Consider the following 17,210-nt stretch of genomic DNA (forward strand, 5'->3'; position numbering starts at 1 on the left):
TCTCCTAAAATAATTTCCATTGGTTCAACGAAAAAATAATATTAATTGATTTTATCATTTCTTGGACTTCATCTGTAGGATTTGACCTGCAAAACTTTCTGATAAGCTCCCTATATTTAGCATTAAACTAAGATTACTCTTATTGGATACTATTTGTATTATCATCCACCGCTCCGCAGCATGATATTGCTCAATATTAAAAGCTCGGGCGTGTGGGAATTTCTATGTTGGGTTGATATTTTTCATGAAAGAACGGCATGGTGCAGACGTTAATAATATTAAGCACCCACTAAAAAAAACAAATAATCCGCAATTAATTTGTAGGGTATTTGTTTTGATGTTATGTTTTCTTCCCGCAACAGAGAAATCGTTTAATGTATGTAATATGCCCAGCACCAGCGATGTTTATATTACAGGGCATGAAGTATCTATTTTATCAAAAATGAGTGGGCAAGTGATTTACGTAAATTCAGCGTCTGCTGGTTTGGTCAGGAAAGGCGATATTCTTATCCATATAGATAATACCGAAGCGATAAACAGATATAAAAAAGCAGAAAAAAAACAGGTTGAAACGTTAAAGGAAATAAAAAAACGTTATGCTAAAAATGATGAAAATAACACCAGCCTTATAAAGGCCCAGATGGGATATCAACAGGCACTGAATGATTACAATCGCCGGATACAATCAAGGAGTGTATCAATCATATCAAAAAAAGATCTACAGCAGTCTCTCAAAGCCGTTAACAACAGCAAAGTTTCTCTGGATATTGCCATTCAAAAGTATCGTAGAAATCAACGATCGCTTCTGGCTTCAGACATTACCCAACAACAGATTATGTTACAGGTTACAGAAGAGTTTCAGGCAGCTTCATTGGCGCTCCAATATACTGAGATTCGCAGTCCCGTGACCGGTTATGTAGCTCAACGTAATGTTGCTACAGGTATCAATATTGCCTCTGAACAGATCGTGATGACTATTGTACCGGTAGATCAAATCTGGGTAACCGCTAACTTTAAAGCGACACAGCTCTCCGATATTTTCATCGGGCAGAAAGCATCGATCAGTACCGATCTGTATGGCAGTGAAGTCGCTCTTGAAGGGAAAGTTGAAGGGTTCAACCTGGATACTGTCCCTACTCTTTCTGCCCTGTTATATCAGAATGGAGCGAATAATTGGATTAGCGATATGCAACGAGTTTCGGTACGTATTTCCATTAATCCGCTGCAAATGGCCCAATATCCACTATGGCCCGGTTTATCCTCAAAGGTGACTTTGCTCTACGGCAGTTTACGCACTACGACGTTGCTCACTCACAAAAGTAATACACCTGCTCCACAGGGAAAAAGCCGGAGCACGGGTTCTGACAATATCTATTGTGAAACTCCCTGCAACAATGAGGCTGATGATTCGTGATAGACGTGGAGTGACTTTATTTATAATAAAAACACAAATCAAAACCGCAAGCCTTAGCATAGCGTTTTAATGTTTTAAAGCTGGCATGAAAGGAGCGTTTTTCAAGACGGCTCACGGCCGGTGGTGTCAGACCCAATCTTTTGGCAACTTCTGCCTGGGTTAATCCAGCCTTGGCACGCATACAATACAGTATATCTTCTAATTCATTGTTTTCTATAGGCTCTTGAGGATTATAGCAAACTGGAGGGTCCTCTAATACTTCGGCTCGCAATCTGGAGTTTTTAATGAGTTTCATTACTGCCCTATCTGCTGTTTTTTGCATAATAACTTTCTTTTAATTGACCATATAACTGAAGGCCCTAACTTTCCGGGGTATGCATCAGCAGTATGAAAATAGGACAACGCCACATATCATTCCTTAATAGGAGGATATTTAGCATCAATTACATTCTTAGTTTATTGTTTTGAATCTGGCAATATTTTTGTAAAGCGAGATACGGTTTCCAATATTAAGTTTATTAATCAGGCTGGCACGGTGGGAATAAAATGTTTTAGGGCTAATCCTCAAGCGTTTAACTATTTCCTGGGTATCCAATCCTTCCTGCATGTAGGATAAAACTTCATTTTCTCTGGTGGATATATTATTTTTCACATGATAACTGAAATCGGGCTCATTAAAAATGACGCATGAAAATATATCTTTTAATTGACTCTGCCGATGAATCATCGTGACATTCTCAAAATGTCTTAACGCGTAGTAATCGAGATCGTTTGATATAAGCACAAAAACCTTTTCAGCCTGGCATGCACATTTTTTCACTTTTGTATAGTCAGCCGTTTTCATATCAATAATGAAATAACGATCATCGGCCAATTTTTGAGATAATAGAGCGCTAAGGCCAAAGATAAAAAAATAGTCGTCAGATATAATAGAGTTAGATAACTCCATAGCCATCTCCTTTTAAATAAACCGTTCACGTATTATATTAACTACACTGCTTTGTATTTTACAGGCCTAGAATATAACATTTAAAAAATGAAAAATATCAGCATTGGATTATTTTCATGTCTGCATGAGACTACGCATGTAGTTACACGTCAGAATATATTTATATTACTCGCTTTTATTAAAACCTTAGAGGGATTCATTTAAAAATAATAATCAAAAATTACTTATCAACCCTTAATTTATTGAATTTCTGCAATGATTGTGGATGAGCCCGAAAATGTGCCTGGTAATGGAGCCGTAGCTTGCAGGGTTGACTCGATTTCCACGATAGTTGCCCCCGTGACCGTTACGAGCGGAGGGGCCAAGCTGTTGTTTATTTTGAGTATGGATGTGATTCCATTTCCCAAATCAGCGGTCTGATTCAGTATTCTGAATTTCACCGATGCCTCTCTGGTGCAGGATAAGGTGGCGTTCACGGTCGCAGTGTGGCCATTGACAGCCGAATCGTTAAGGACCTGATGGTTTATGATATTCGGACCAACGATATCGCATGAAACCGGATTGGGAGTGTGTTGGATAGTGTTGCAGGAGATAGGGTCAGGCATAACAGCATCGTAAGATACTGACAACAGTCTTTCGCGGAAAACGACGATACACATTTTAATAAATGTAGATCTTGCCGAAGCAGGCTCGTAAGTCTGGAATGACAGAGAACCGCTTGCCCCTGCTTGGGCAATAAATTTAGCTGCAAGGGTTGCCCAAGTATCAGTGGCAGAGATAGCGACAACGGTGGGTGAATATGTAGCGGTAAAGGTATCCCAATAGTTAGGTGGATTATTACCCCAGTCTTCGATATGAACACCGATACCGTAATAGCGGTAGCCCTCACTGTAGGGATAAAGGCTGGTTGGTAATTCAGAATTGAGGTCCGGCGAAATCCAAGAAACGGTTGCAGGGGCAAAAACACCTCCCGAACCGACGGTCGCATTGCTAATGATAACTCGTGGCTGCGCGTGGGCAGCACTGGTGAGAGCGGCGGCCATAAGCAGGCCGAGTTGGACAAAGGTTAATTTTTTATTCATGATTATCATCAAAATATAACATCACTATACCTATCAGAGGTTTCACCACGCCACGCGCAATAACCCCTCTGCCATAAAACCACGCACGTCGTTGCCCCTGGTTGCCTTACGCTCCCAGAGCTACTACTGGTACTCCAGCATAAAAGTCGCCGTTGCCATAAATGGCCCCTGCACTATCTCCCGGTTTGCCAGGGCCGCAGGTTCTGCCTGCACATACGCCTGCAACGCAACGGCCATATCCCCCGGCACTAGCAATGTCAGGGGGCCTTGGACATTAAGCGGCAAAGCCTGACCACCGTTTGTTTCTATGCCTACCGCCACCCCACGGGCGATACTCGCGGCGTCCAATGCCAGCAATCCCGGCAGCGCACTGCTTTCAGTCCCGATAAACGTCAGTTTTACCCCAGTCATGACTGCCGTATCACAATCATCCAGATAGACCTTGAACGGTTTGGTTGGCGTGCGCGTATTACTGTAAAGATACTTGTCGATCACCGTACCAAAACTGAGTTCCAAGGCTTCGCTTCCAGGGCGTAACGTGCAGGGTGCATTAACCAATGTTCCTTTGAAGAGCAGATTCTCAACCGCTTGTACGGGTACTGACAGCAGTAATACCCACGCTATGCACAGAATTCTTTGCCATTGATTCATCACAGCTCTCCTATTGATACTCGGCCAGCAGTGTGGCACGCGCTGTAAAGGCTCCCGGGCTTGGCAACTGGGCTGGGTTCACCACCGGTACCGCTGTCAGCGCAGGGGGATTAGCGGGGTCCACCACAATGGGGGTATTCAAGGCAAACGCCTGCCCTGCCTGCTCCAGATGAATGCCCAATCCGGTTTTGTTTGTCTGCACCGCAGCATTGTCAAAACCGGCAACGTTACCTTGTACACTCAACCGAACAATCCCCAAGGCGCTGCAATCAATCTGATAGATGATCGGTTTACGGTAACGCACTCCGTCAAGGTTACGGATGATCAGCGCATCACCAAAAGCGACCTCAATCAGCCGATCCTCATTAATCGTACAGGGTAAAGACTCTACGAGACCGCCCTGAAAATTCACCTGTACAGCCTGTGCAGACTGGATTGCCACACTCAGCCAAAGGGCCAGGACGAGGGATGTTCCTTTCATCGATAATTCCTTACTGATAATCCACCACCAACGTAGAGGCTGCGATAAATGGCCCGCCGCCAAGGGTGCTGCCAGTGCCCTTTACTGGGGTTGCTGTCAGTACCGGACGGGCCGGATCGGTAAAATTGAGCCAGGTGTTTACCGGTAACTTCACGCCACTGCTGCGCAGCTCCAGCCCCAGGTTTGTCTTTGTGGTGCTCAGAACGCTGGTATCGAACCCCGCGCCGCTACCCTGAAATTGCAATCTCAAGGCGGTAGAAGTCGCTCCGCTACAGTTCAGTACATAAGGGATAGTTTTTTCATAATTCACCCCGTTAATCCGCCCGACCAACATGTCATTGGCAAAATTCACCGTGATATCGCTGCCACTGTTAATGACACAAGGGGGTGGAACCACCAGAGTGCCGCTGAATTTGACGTCTACCGCCTGCGCGGGTAACACACTGCCCAGCGCGAGCACCAGGGCGCAGTGCGGCATCAGGTTCTGACTCATAACACCTCCACCAACAACGTTGCTGAACCGTTGAACACCCCACCCGGCAAAATAGCGCCAGAGCGTTTCACCGGTACCGCCTTGATGGCAGGCGGAGTGGCCGAATAGTTAAAAGTGAACCAATCACCCAGCTTCAACGCACTACCACCCGGTTGCAGCAGCTTGATCCCCAAATCCGTAATGTTGGTCGCCAGTACGGTAGGATCAAAAGTACTTTCTGCTCCCTGAAACCGCAGACGCAGAGTGGATGGATTACCTGTGCAGCTCAGGGTAAAAGGCACCGGCGTCGTGTAGTTGCTGCCGTCAATACTGGTGGTTTGCAACGCGTTGCCATCGTTGAATTTCACTACAATCTCGTTATTGGCATTCAATATGCAGGCAGGGCCACTCATCACCAGGCCCGTGATGTTGAGCGTCAGGATGTTGCTGGCCTGCACCGGGGCCAGACACAGCGCCACTCCCCCCATCGTACCGAGAACGCTACGCCAAAGTACCTGAGGAGCGACAGCATTCAGGATCATGTGAAAAAATCTATTCATAGCTCAGCCTGAAATTGATATAGGCCAGGTACGTGCCCGCCTGTAACCGTGCCCCAGTACGTTCCGGCATAATGTAGTAGGTCAGCACATTGCTGCCTGGCGTCAGTAACTGTGGCCGCCCTGCGACCCCCGGCATCACGTTATGGTTCTGAGCATCCGTCAGACGCAGACCCATACCGCTAACGCCCTGTGCCAGGAACAGCTGCGGATTGCTGTCATCCTGCAAGCCGGAAAAAGTCAGCGATACCGCCGGCTGGCTTTCCCCCCAGGTCAGGTTGCCTTGCCGATCGCTGTTGCTTGACGAGCTGCGTATGCAATCTTGCAAATGCAGGAGCACTGCCACCGGTGTGCCATAGTCACCCATCTGCTGCAAACGCCCCGTGCCCACATCACCCAGCCTGACCGATTGGTCTGCACTGTTCATTTCCAGGCGACAGGCGCTCTCGGTGAGCGTTCCTGTCACCCGCAATACCCCCTGCGTGCCGTCAATAATTCCCGAAGCGGCCTGTACCGCCGTAGACAGAAGGGCAACCAGTACCCCACTGATCCAACCGGTGTACCAGACTGTTTTGCTGGGCAATATTTTCTTTTCCATGATGGTTTCCTTCGTTCTTCCCTCATGCTCGCCGGGCTCCGAGTTATGGCCGGGGATCATTTGTCGCGTTTGCTTTCGTCGACTTGGCAACTGCTGCCACTACAGCGGAAGGTCAGCACTGGCTGACCGCCATAGTCATTCACATACACCAGCACAGGCGTCGCCCCCAGTGCCGCAGCACTGCCGCCCAGTTTGGCGCTGCCCTTTGGCGGCACCATCAGTGCCTCAAAGCCCTGTACCACCTTGTCGCCTTTCTTGGCGCTGGCCCCAATCAGCGTGACAAAGTAAGGGGTCGGGTTATTGACGGTGTAGCTATCACCGCTTTTGCTCAGCGTCAGTTGTTCCTGATATGGGGTCGCCTGTTGCTGTGCCGCAGCTTCCGCCAGCGCCGCCGGACGGTAGAACATTTTGATGCGCGTCTGTAGCGCTATCTGCAACACGTTGGCCTTGTCGCTCTTTGGCGGAATTTCCCGCAGATTGAAGTAGAACAGTGACTCGCGATCCTGCGGCAGCAGGTTGGCTCCCGGCATCGCCTGGATTTTTACCTGGGTCTGTCCTTTGGGTTCCACACGCTGTACCGGTGGCAATACGGTAAACGCGCTCTGGCCTTCCAGCTTGACGCCTTGCGTATCCTCCAGCCACCCCTGCGCCAGATACGGCAGTTCCTGGTTCTGGTTGCGCACGGTCAGACTGACCGACCTCTCGTTACCAGGGAACACGATGCGAGTACGGTCTAAGGAAATAGCCGCCTGTACAGACGAAAGCGGCAAACTTATTATCACCCCAGCCAACAGGCTTGTTAAAAATACTCTTTTCATGGTTATTGCCTTGTTTTCTTTCTCTTAAATGCTTTTCAGGCCAAGCCCGGTAGCGCTCTTTACTGTTCATTAATGGATTCTCTACCGTTACCTTTTCATACAAGGCAGCAGCAGGTTAGTGACCATGCCGGTGGGTATCTCCTGCGGCAGCGTCAGCCGGCATTGTTCCTGGTTGTTCCAGTGTACGGTCAGCATTTCCCCCCTCTGAAGGCCACTCAGATACACGTTCCCCGCATCAGTTACCATGCCGGCTTCCTGTTGTTTCGCGTTTAATACCGTGGCCCCGAATGGGGGTACTGAACCGTCAGCCAGACGTATCACCGCCATCACCTTCTCACCGGCTATCACCTCAAAGTGACGGTAGCCAATCGCACCTTCCGTCAGCGTGCCCTGCACCACGGAATTGGTTGCCTGGGCGTTGTCCGCCAGCTTGTCCACATCAATACGCACGCTGTTGCGGTAATAGCTGCTCACATCCGCCACCACAGCCTTGCCGAAATAGTTAGAATTGACCGTACTGCCATATCCCCCCACCGGTACTCCGGCCACGCCATCGGTGTCGATCAGCATTCTGGTTCCACCCAACACGCTGATACGGTGCAGTGCGCCGCCTTCAGCCGTGAGGGTGGCTCCGCCCATCAGCGAGATTCCGACCGAGTTGTACTGCCCGGCGCGGTAGTTAGCCATACCGTCAATCTGCGCCAGAGAGCCGCGGTGCGAATAATAGCCACTCAGATCGGCATTGCCATCGGATACCCCAGTCCGCAAGGTGTAATTGCCGGTATTCCCGACTTGACTGGAATAGCCGACCGCATTGGTATTGGCACTTGCCGCATATGAGCCAGAGAAACTCACGACGCCAGCGTTCCCCCATGGCATCGACAACGACAGGTACATGCCATCATCTTTCGTGTTGTTGAAATTGTTGCGATAGCCGGTCAGCGACAGGTTGATGTTGCGGAAGCGGCCAATATCAAAGTAACGGGCTACCGTCAGGTTGTAGCGATCGTTGGTTGCCTGGTTCCAATAGGTCTGATGGCTGTAGTTCAGGTAGGCACTCAACCCCAACGACTGCAATTGTTGGTTAAAGGAAACGGTATACATTTCCTTACTGCGCCCCGGCGTTATTCCCGTCAGGTTATCTCGCGCACTCAGGAAGTCGCCCATCGACATAAAGTGGCTGTCGGAAAAGCGATAACCGGCAAAGGTCACCTGGCTATTGGTCTGGTCAAAGCGCTTCGAGTAACTCAGCCGGTACGAGCCCCCCTGCTGAGAACTCTGCTGCGGCAACCGGGCGCGCGACTGCGTCATATCCGCCGACAGAGCACCGAAGGCCATCAGGTCACGCCCGATACCCAATGACAACGCCGAATAGCCATCACCGCCCAGCCCACCACCGTACAACGACCAGCCGTTGCTCACCCCCCAAGAGAATTCCCCTGAGGCAAACACTGGCCCGTTGACCTGGTGCTGCCAATCCGATGGACGCCCCGCCGCCAGCTTGAAACGCACCTGGCCTGGTCGAGTCAGATATGGGATGGTGGCGGTATCGATCTGGAAGCTCTGTACGCTGCCGTCGGCCTCCTCGATGCGCACATCCAGCGCACCGGAAACCGCACTGTCCAGATCCTGGATGCGGAATGGCCCAGCGGCGACCAACACTTCTTTGATGACTCGCCCCTGTTGGCTGATAACCACTCTGGCGCTTCCTCGCGCCACTCCGCTCACTTCCGGCGCATAGCCGCGCAGATTCGGCGGCAGCATGTTGTCATCCGAAACCAGACTCGCCCCGGTGAAACGGAAACTGTCGAAGATATCGGAATTAAGGAAATCCTCCCCGATGGTCAGCCTGGCGCGCAGGGGCGCAATCGCCCGATGGGCGGTGTATTGCGTCCAGTCAAAACTCTGCTCGGTCGGCCGGCCTGAGCCCGTCTGGTGATTGATGCGCGTTTGCCAACTGGCTCGCAGCCGCCAAGAACCCAGGTTGGCGCCGGTCACGCCATTGCCGCTGAGGTTATAGCCTTGAATACCCTCTTGGCTCTGGCGCTGAGTTTGCGCATTCAGGCTATAGTCCAACAGAATGCCGGGTATCCCTTCTTCCCAGCGTGATGGCGGGTCCCAATTGGCATTAGTGTATTCGAGATAGGCTTGTGGAATACTGAGGTACAGCGTGCTGGTGCCCAAATCGGCACGAGCTTCCATTCCTTTCAGGCTGGCCATGTCCAGACACTGCTCCTCATGCCACCAGGTCAACCCCTTTACTGCCGCATCGGTCAGCCCTAACTGCTCAACCAGCGCCTGGTTCAGGCACGCCTGGCTGCCTTTCGGATCATCATCTGGAGGCAAAAATACTACTGGGCGCGCAGGTAATCCTTGATTATTGAGGCTGATACCCAGTTCATAGGTGCCTGGCAGGATAAAGCCTTTACGTGCGAACTGGCTTAAATCAATGTTGGCACGATCCTTAAGATCCATGATGTCCGTGTTGAACTGGATATCTTCTGACTGGGCTACGCTCACCGCACAGAGCAGCACGCTTGTCCCTAGACTGGCCTGACACAAGACAGCCAAGAGGGAGCGGGAAAAATAACGCACCATGAAGAGAGTCCCTTTAGTAATAATCCATTTTGAACCGTATTGCCGAACGGTAATTCCCTGGTCGCAACGTCTCCTGATTACCCACCAGGCTCAGGGTGTAATGCAGTTGCATCTCCTCTGGAGCAATGGCATTGGCTGGCATGGCACCGCCCGGTATTGCCTTCACGCCCATGACATCGTGTAACATCAGCGCCACCCCGTGCGCGTCGCCGGTTAGCCCAAAATGGCCGTGATCGTTGTCGCCGTCGAAAGTCACAACAAATCGCTGCCATTTGGATTGAGTCCGATCGATACGTGTCAGAACACAGCCCACCAAGCGGATGGAAAATATTTTTTTCGGCCCCCGGCCATCCCGGATCAGCTGACCGATCGGAAGTGTGCCCATAGATAGGCTTTGGTCACGCCCGCCGACATCAATGGCACAGGGTGTCTCTACGATGGCTCCTGCCATGTTGACGCGACCCTGTCCTGACCTATCAGCAGACAGTGCACTGGAGGAAAATGCCAGGACACAACACAGCAAGAGGGAAGGCACTACGCAAGTTGAAGCGCATGAGTCCATAACATCGCCCTACTCCATGGGGATAACGAGAAACCTGCGGCAAGGCCGCCGCAGGTTGACTAGCACAGAACGACGGGCTTAGTTGTAGTTCAGCATGAAGTTGGTAGGCACACTGAAGTCGCCCGGTTTGATGGTAGCCCCAGTACCGCCACCTTTCAGAGAAGCGGTAAAGGCCAGTGTATTACTGCCATTTTTTACGGTTTGGGCATTGGTTGGGGTGTTCAGTTTTACTTTGCTGCCGTCTGCCTGAGACATCAGGATGTAAGCACCTTCAGCAGTACCAATCAGGCCCAGGCTGTCAGCATCATAAGAAGAGGCCGCACCGGTAAAGGTTACGGTCACTTTGTCTTTGGTACCCGCGGTGGCAATCACGCAGTCTTTCAGTTCGATACTGAATGGTTTTGGCGTAGACACACCGGTATTGCCATTAGCTGCCAGAGCTACGTTAGATACCTCACCCAATGGGATGCTCTGGTCAGCAGAATCTGCTGTGATAGAGCATGGAGCATCAATGATAGAACCGGTAAAAGTGATTTTGCCTTCACCTTGATTGGCGGCATTTGCCACAGATGCCATACCCATTACCATTACGGTAGCCAATGCGATTTTATTCAGTTTCATGCTTTCTTTATCCTTAAAACGCTAATTAACAAATTATGCCGAACAGCATTTGAGACCTGACTTCCTTATCAATAAACGGAAATAGGTTTAGCTCTTATGAGCATGCACATTCGGTTTGCATCCTTTCAACTTTGATAAAAAGGATTCTTCTTAAACAAGGTAAACCCTCTAAAATTAGCTTCCATGTACATATCAAAAAATCAATTTAATAAAATTAATAGCTATCAACCCTTCGATATGCTGGGTAACAAATAAGCCTATCAAGATTGTTCCTATACCGTGTTTCTGCATAAATATTATCTCTCAAAATTATTTTTTAAAAGTTATTTTTAAGATGAATTATTATTTCAAAACAAATATCCACTATATTTACTCATAGTTAAATGCCTCAAATTTTATCCTCAAAAACGCGCCCTATTTAAGAATAAAATTCTGTAAATTTAATTTTTTCGATCTATTTTGTTGTTATAGCGCATGTTTTAAGGATTCAAATCGGAAAGAAAAATTATTGACGGGAGCCTTACAGAGAGGTAAATCTCATCAAGAATAAGATTTTTCTCACAAATGAAATAACTATGGAAAAAGGAAATTTAATTTAAATTTTTGAAGAAAGAATATATTGGCGTAATTATTTTATTTGAAAAGACATAATTCATGCTGTTTTTTTACATGGAATTATTTATAACCAAGGCTATATACACTTTCAGCTTATACTGGCATGTGCAAATAAATACTCTTTCCTGATTCATATTTTGCAAGACCTCACAATATCGGTGAGGCTGAAAGCCTATCGGGATAGGCGCTTATTTACCTGGTGCATTTGCTGGATAAATTGCTCATAACCTGCTGCGAACACGTTTTGTTGACTTCCGTAGCCACCGAAGTATGACTATCGTTAAGAAATATTTTTCATTACGTTATAGGTAACGAGATAACCTAAAAGGTTATTGAACATTTTGCGGAGAGCCAGTACAAATGACTTGAGGTCGGTTGCTTTTCAGATCTCAATGCCTACGGTTTAGTAATGTGTAGAAGTTCACAGAATCATTATCCATTTGGAGTGAGTGCAGCTTGGAATGGTATGCTGCTTGTAGCTGAATAGAGTCATTCAGGAAAGGAAATCAGTTATGTTTAAGGGAATTACCTTAAGGAAATTAGAGATTTTTCTTTCTTACATGCAGAACAGAAATATAGCGCAAACGGCAGAAGCTCTTGATATCAGTAAGGTCAGCGTTCATCGTACCTTGCATGCATTGGAAGAAGATCTTCGCTGTGCGTTGTTTATTCATCAGGGAAGATCGCTGTTCCCTCTCGACAGTGCTAGTGTACTTGAGGAACAATCGACATTATTGCTTGAACAGTTCGAACGTTGTATTCATCTTACCCGTGCTGCATCCAACGACAAAATCAGTAAATTAAAAATAGGCATGTTGTATTCTTTATCCATTGAAACCGTCCCCAAGTTGATTATGGGGCTCAAGCAGCGGAGACCTAATCTGGATGTTGAATTGTTGATGGCTTCTAATCAAAAACTATTAGGGTTATTAAATACTCAGATGGTTGATGCAATTTTAATTTCTACTCCAGAAAGTTATGATACGGCGAGATTTGAGACGTTACCCATATTTGATGACGAAATATATCTCGCCACGCCGGTAGACTTCCCCGCCAACACCAAAACCCCCATAGACTTAGCACAATATCGCGATCAAAAATTCATCAGCCTTACCGAGGGCTTCGCGACCTTCAATGGCTTTCAGGAAGCCTTCAAGATTGCTGGATTTAAACCCAATATCGTTATGCAGGTGCAAGATATCTTCTCTCTCATGAGTTTAGTCAGTTCCAATATGGGCTGTGGCCTCCTTCCCGGCAGAATGCGCGGTTTGTTTTCAGATAAAGTGAAATTGTTGACCCTTGAAACACGCTTTCAGATGAAACAGCATATCGCATTAATTTTCCCCCGTAACAGTGAGCATAACCTGCTGCCATTAATTGCCGAATGCCGTATGTATGCTCGTGGTTATAATAAAAAATCAGTTTGAATTTAATTAACCCTCATCATTAAAGCTTATTCCCTGTATTATTAATAATCTTAAATTAATAGATATTTTTGACTCGTTACCTTTTAGGTAACCAGATAACTTGGTGGGTAATTGACAGTAATTATCATTACGTTACAATCCTGCTTAGACGCTCATTTATTATTTAACAATAGACAAAGATATATTTAATTAATCGTTTATTAGCGATGGCTGATAATAATAACTTGGAGCCTATCTCAATAGGCGTTATGCCTGCAATTGGCAAAATACCAGGCTGAATATTTTAAAGGGAAGAGAATAATGCACGCATTAGCGACCATTTCTCAAATGACATTCCCCTCTCAATCCGATGACAGAACGGTTAATTATCGCCATTCCCTGTCTGCTACTGTTGGAGAAGTGTTGTTGCAGGCTATCTTGTTGGAGGTGTGCAGTTATCCGAAGCCAGGATTGGTGAGCCCGGTATCAATGGGGGCTCATAGTGATATGAATCTACAGACATTTCTGCTCAGTTCTTCGGCAATAGCCCCCTGCTTTACGCTGTGTGCAGAAGCCGGGATCAACCACCAGGGTCATCCACGCACACTGCTGCAAAGAATCAGGCCGATCGGTATCGATTATGAACAGCGTCTGTTAGCTGTGACTCAGGGTATTAACACGCAGCGTGGCATTTTGTTCTCTGGCTCAGTGTTGGCCTGCGCAGCAGGCTATTTGCACGGGCAGGGTTTAGCTATAAATTTCGACATGTTAAGCGTGAGCGTCCGTCAAATCTGCCAAAGTCTGTGCGCATCCGATTTCGCAGTTTTAAAGACACGCCCAGCCCAAACCGCAGGTGAATTATTATTTGCAAAATACGGCGTTACCGGGATTCGTGGAGAAACTGAACAGGGCTTCCCCACCGTGACTCAGGTTGGCCTGCCCGCGCTGCTTGCTGCCTTCAATCAAGGTTTGCCGCTACGCCATGCTTTGGTTGATTGCCTGATTACGCTCATATCCCATTGTGATGACACCAATGTTTTGTGGCGAACCGGCCAGCGGCAACTGGCTGAGCTCAAGTTACGAGCTGCCTGCATTGTTGACCAGGGTGGATTGAGCGCACCCGGTGGCGAAGCCCGCATCAACAAACTGAATCATTGGTGCTGCCAAAACAGAATCAGTCCAGGAGGTTCAGCCGATCTTTTAGCCTTAACCGTTGCCATGTATCTGTTATGCCATTCGCAATTTCCCAATGGCGTGATGTAGGAGAAAAAAATGAGTATATATCAGTACGCGTTTATTTGTTATGGCGTCACTATCGCTATTTCATTTGCTGTAATGGGTATTGTCGTTGGATTAAATAAGGTCATGAATAAATTTAATATTCGTGATGATGAATAACAAAATAATCGGGCAAAAATCATGGATATATTACTACGACTCTTCTCCGGTATCGGAACATTTTTTACTGAAGATCCGATTATCGCCTTCACGCGTTTCGTTCTTATCGTTATTGGTTTTGCATTAGCCTATCTCGGATTCAGACGAAAATTGGACCCACTGATTATGGTTCCGATGGGGCTGGGGATGATTGCCATCAACTCCGGGGTACTTTTCCTTAATTCCGGCTCCGTTGGCACCATTATGCTTGATCCGATGGTGAGTGAACCCAGCGCGCTGATGACGCTGATGCAAGTCAACTTTCTCCAACCTATCTATGCGCTGACGTTCAGTAACGGCCTGGTCGGTTGCCTGATTTATCTCGGCATCGGCACCATGAGCGACGTCAGTTTTCTGCTCGCTCGCCCCTGGGCCAGCATTATCGTCGCCCTCTTCGCGGAGTTAGGCACCTTTGTCATGCTGGTTGTCGGCTATCAATTCTTTGGCCTGCCGCTGAATGAAGCCGCCGCCATCGCCACAATTGGGGGAGCTGATGGCCCGCTGGTGATGTTCTCAGCCCTGATTATGTCCCCGAATCTGTTCGTCCCTATCGCCATCATCGCCTATTTGTATCTGACGCTGGCTTATGCAGGTTTCCCTTATCTGGTTCGTCTCATGGTACCGAAAAGATTCCGCGGTGTTGAAACCGAGATGGAATATCCGCAAGTATCCAAAAAGGCGAAATTTATCTTTATTATTTCCATGTGTACCCTGCTGTGCCTGTTGCTGCCGGCCGCTGCCCCTTTGTTGCTGTCGTTCTTTGTTGGAATGGCCATCAAGGAAGCCGAAATTCTGCCGTACCACAAGTTGCTGGAAAGCACCATTACCTACAGCGCAACGCTATTTCTCAGTCTCCTGCTCGGCACGCTGTGCAGCGCTCAGACGTTGTTAGATCCCAAAGTTGCCATCATTTTAATTTTAGGCGTGGGGGCATTAACCGTGTCCGGTATTGGCGCACTGGCGGGAGGTTGGTTTATTTACTTTCTCTCACGCCGTAATAATTACGGTTATAACCCGGTGGTGGGTATTTCCGGTGTTTCATGTATGCCGACCTGCGCCAAGATTGCACAGACTGAGGTTTCCGAAGAAAACCCCTACAGCATTATTTTACCGGTTGCGATAGGAACCACCATCAGCGGAATTATTGTCTCGGCGGTTGCCGCTGGCATTTTTATGGCCACATTCTCGGTAGTGGATATTTTGCCTTAACGTTTTATCAATGCCCCGAATACCCATCAACGTATGACAACGTTTATTAGAATGGAGATGTTGGTATGTCTGAAGTAAAAAAGTGGAATCTATTGCAGGAGGATACCGAACAACGAATGGCGCAGGTCAAACCGTTATTCAAGCAAGGTAAGGAAATTGATGCGGCAGACACCGTTTTGTTGCTTGAAGGCGTTATTCGTCCTGGTGACAGGATCAATATTGAAGGGAATAATCAAAAACAGGCTGACTTCCTCGCGGAAGCATTGTGCAAAGTCGATAAAGAAAAAGTACACCATCTGCATATGGTGCAATCTGCCGTCCCGCTCGCCGCCCATCTGGAATTGTTTGAACTGGGAATTGCCGAGAAACTCGATTTTGCCTACGCAGGCCCACAGTCAGAACGCATCGCAACCTGTATTCAGGAAGGCAAGATCAAGCTTGGCGCAATTCATACCTACCTGGAACTGTTTGCCCGCTATTTCATCGATCTGTATCCCAAGGTGTCGCTGGTTGCCGCCTTTGAAGCCGATCGAGAGGGGAATCTTTATACCGGTTTTAACACCGAAGATACGCCCGCTATCGTTGAGGCGACCAAGTTCCGTCAGGGGATTGTGATCGCACAGGCAAACAAAATCGTCGATAAACTGCCGCGCGTGGATATTCCTGGCGATTGGGTAGACGTGGTGATCGAGGCGCCCCGTCCGTTCTACGTTGAACCCCTGTTTACCCGCGATCCTGCATTGATTACTGATACTCACATCCTGATGGCAATGATGGCGCTCAAAGGGATCTACGCCGAATATGGTGTACAACGCATCAACCATGGCATCGGCTTCTTTACGGCCGCCATTGAATTGCTGCTGCCAACCTACGGTGAAGAACTGGGCCTAAAAGGGAAAGTCTGTACGCACATGGTACTCAACCCCCACCCGACACTGATCCCGGCCATTGAAAGCGGTTGGCTACAGGCAATCCACTGCTTTGGCGGTGAGTTAGGCATGGAAAACTACGTGAGCCAGCGCCCTGATATTTTCACTATTGGGCCGGATGGCACGCTGCGCTCTAACCGTGCCTTTGCCCAGACCGCGGGCCATTACGCGCTGGATATGTTCATTGGCGGTACATTGCAAAGTGATAAATACGGCAACAGCAGCACCGCAACCGCCGATCGCGTTGCCGGATTTGGCGGTGCGCCTAATATGGGGTGCGATGCCAAAGGGCGCCGCCACGCGACCGACGCCTGGCTGAAATGTGGTGAGGAGTTTAACTCCACTCAACAACTGCTGCTGGGGGAGATGCCACGCGGCAAGCGCCTGGTGGTGCAGATGCAAGAAACTTTCCGCGAGAAAATGATCCCTAGCATCGTTGAGCGCCTGGATGCTTGGCAGCTGGCGGAGAAAGCGGAACTATCTTTACCACCCGTCATGGTTTATGCCGATGACGTTACGCATATTCTCACTGAAGAAGGCATCGCTTATCTGCACCGCTGTGAGGGGTTGGAACAGCGTATGGCGGCAATTCGTGCCGTTTCGGGCTACACCGAGATTGGTCTGCAAGCCGATCCCGCAGAAACGGCACAGTTACGCGCGGCGGGGCTAGTCAAAACGCCAGAAGACCTGGGTATCAACCGTCAGCGAGCGAATCGCTCAATGTTGGCAGCCAAAAATATCAAGGAATTGGTGGACTGGTCTGGGGGGTTGTATAACCCACCGGCGCGGTTCCGTAACTGGTAATTTCAGG

17 protein-coding genes are annotated in these 17,210 nt (G+C 48.4%); 5 read left to right on the top strand and 12 right to left on the bottom strand.

Features of this window, described 5'->3' with window-relative positions:
• Positions 1-244: 244 nt before the first annotated feature.
• Positions 245-1,414, top strand: a complete 1,170-nt coding sequence (locus tag Z042_RS15955; RefSeq protein WP_081758406.1) for an HlyD/EmrA/EmrK family protein — start codon at positions 245-247, stop codon at positions 1,412-1,414.
• A 16-nt stretch (positions 1,415-1,430) separates the two neighbouring features.
• On the opposite strand, the gene Z042_RS25205 is transcribed toward Z042_RS15955, so the two are convergent.
• From Z042_RS25205 to Z042_RS16015, 12 genes are all read right to left on the bottom strand, one after another.
• On the bottom strand, positions 1,431-1,736 hold the full coding sequence (locus tag Z042_RS25205; RefSeq protein ID WP_081758405.1) for a helix-turn-helix domain-containing protein: 306 nt from the start codon (positions 1,734-1,736) through the stop codon (positions 1,431-1,433).
• Positions 1,737-1,865: 129 nt separating this feature from the next.
• Complete coding sequence (locus Z042_RS15965) at positions 1,866-2,363, bottom strand: helix-turn-helix domain-containing protein (RefSeq protein WP_024910684.1); 498 nt, start codon at positions 2,361-2,363, stop codon at positions 1,866-1,868.
• Between the two features lie 239 nt (positions 2,364-2,602).
• Positions 2,603-3,445, bottom strand: a complete 843-nt coding sequence (locus Z042_RS15970) for a hypothetical protein (protein ID WP_024910683.1) — start codon at positions 3,443-3,445, stop codon at positions 2,603-2,605.
• A 123-nt stretch (positions 3,446-3,568) separates the two neighbouring features.
• Positions 3,569-4,096, bottom strand: a complete 528-nt coding sequence (locus Z042_RS15975) for a fimbrial protein (protein ID WP_024910682.1) — start codon at positions 4,094-4,096, stop codon at positions 3,569-3,571.
• 10 nt (positions 4,097-4,106) lie between these two features.
• Positions 4,107-4,577: a fimbrial protein gene (locus Z042_RS15980; RefSeq protein WP_024910681.1), complete on the bottom strand. Its 471-nt coding sequence runs from the start codon at positions 4,575-4,577 to the stop codon at positions 4,107-4,109.
• Positions 4,578-4,587: 10 nt separating this feature from the next.
• Positions 4,588-5,070 carry a fimbrial protein gene (locus Z042_RS15985; RefSeq protein ID WP_024910680.1) on the bottom strand — a complete coding sequence of 161 codons (483 nt, stop codon included), beginning with the start codon at positions 5,068-5,070 and terminating at the stop codon, positions 4,588-4,590.
• Positions 5,067-5,609: a fimbrial protein gene (locus Z042_RS15990; protein ID WP_024910679.1), complete on the bottom strand. Its 543-nt coding sequence runs from the start codon at positions 5,607-5,609 to the stop codon at positions 5,067-5,069. The genes Z042_RS15985 and Z042_RS15990 overlap by 4 nt, the downstream gene beginning before the upstream one ends.
• Positions 5,602-6,204, bottom strand: coding sequence for a fimbrial protein (locus Z042_RS15995; protein WP_024910678.1), 603 nt, complete (start codon positions 6,202-6,204; stop codon positions 5,602-5,604). The genes Z042_RS15990 and Z042_RS15995 overlap by 8 nt, the downstream gene beginning before the upstream one ends.
• 56 nt (positions 6,205-6,260) lie before the next feature.
• The gene (locus Z042_RS16000) at positions 6,261-7,022 is read right to left on the bottom strand and encodes a fimbria/pilus periplasmic chaperone (RefSeq protein WP_037405768.1); all 762 of its coding nucleotides are present in this window, start codon (positions 7,020-7,022) and stop codon (positions 6,261-6,263) included.
• An 87-nt stretch (positions 7,023-7,109) separates the two neighbouring features.
• Positions 7,110-9,620, bottom strand: a complete 2,511-nt coding sequence (locus tag Z042_RS16005; protein ID WP_051506681.1) for an outer membrane usher protein — start codon at positions 9,618-9,620, stop codon at positions 7,110-7,112.
• Between the two features lie 13 nt (positions 9,621-9,633).
• Positions 9,634-10,071 (bottom strand): fimbrial protein, encoded by a 438-nt coding sequence (locus Z042_RS16010; RefSeq protein ID WP_051506680.1) that lies wholly within the window; start codon positions 10,069-10,071, stop codon positions 9,634-9,636.
• A gap of 189 nt (positions 10,072-10,260) precedes the next feature.
• Positions 10,261-10,803, bottom strand: a complete 543-nt coding sequence (locus Z042_RS16015) for a fimbrial protein (RefSeq protein WP_024910674.1) — start codon at positions 10,801-10,803, stop codon at positions 10,261-10,263.
• Between the two features lie 1,127 nt (positions 10,804-11,930).
• Here Z042_RS16015 and Z042_RS16020 point away from each other — a divergent pair.
• The 4 genes from Z042_RS16020 (at position 11,931) to mdcA (ending at position 17,203) form a co-directional block, all read left to right on the top strand.
• Positions 11,931-12,845 (top strand): LysR family transcriptional regulator, encoded by a 915-nt coding sequence (locus tag Z042_RS16020; protein WP_024910673.1) that lies wholly within the window; start codon positions 11,931-11,933, stop codon positions 12,843-12,845.
• Positions 12,846-13,145: 300 nt separating this feature from the next.
• Positions 13,146-14,087 (top strand): triphosphoribosyl-dephospho-CoA synthase, encoded by a 942-nt coding sequence (locus tag Z042_RS16025; RefSeq protein ID WP_236849191.1) that lies wholly within the window; start codon positions 13,146-13,148, stop codon positions 14,085-14,087.
• Positions 14,088-14,243: 156 nt separating this feature from the next.
• Positions 14,244-15,470, top strand: a complete 1,227-nt coding sequence (gene madB / locus Z042_RS16030) for a Na+-transporting malonate decarboxylase, carboxybiotin decarboxylase subunit (protein ID WP_024910671.1) — start codon at positions 14,244-14,246, stop codon at positions 15,468-15,470.
• 65 nt (positions 15,471-15,535) lie between these two features.
• Complete coding sequence (gene mdcA, locus Z042_RS16035) at positions 15,536-17,203, top strand: malonate decarboxylase subunit alpha (RefSeq protein WP_024910670.1); 1,668 nt, start codon at positions 15,536-15,538, stop codon at positions 17,201-17,203.
• Positions 17,204-17,210 lie beyond the last annotated feature (7 nt).

The organism is Chania multitudinisentens RB-25, assembly GCF_000520015.2.
GTDB classification, from domain to species: Bacteria; Pseudomonadota; Gammaproteobacteria; order Enterobacterales; family Enterobacteriaceae; genus Chania; species Chania multitudinisentens.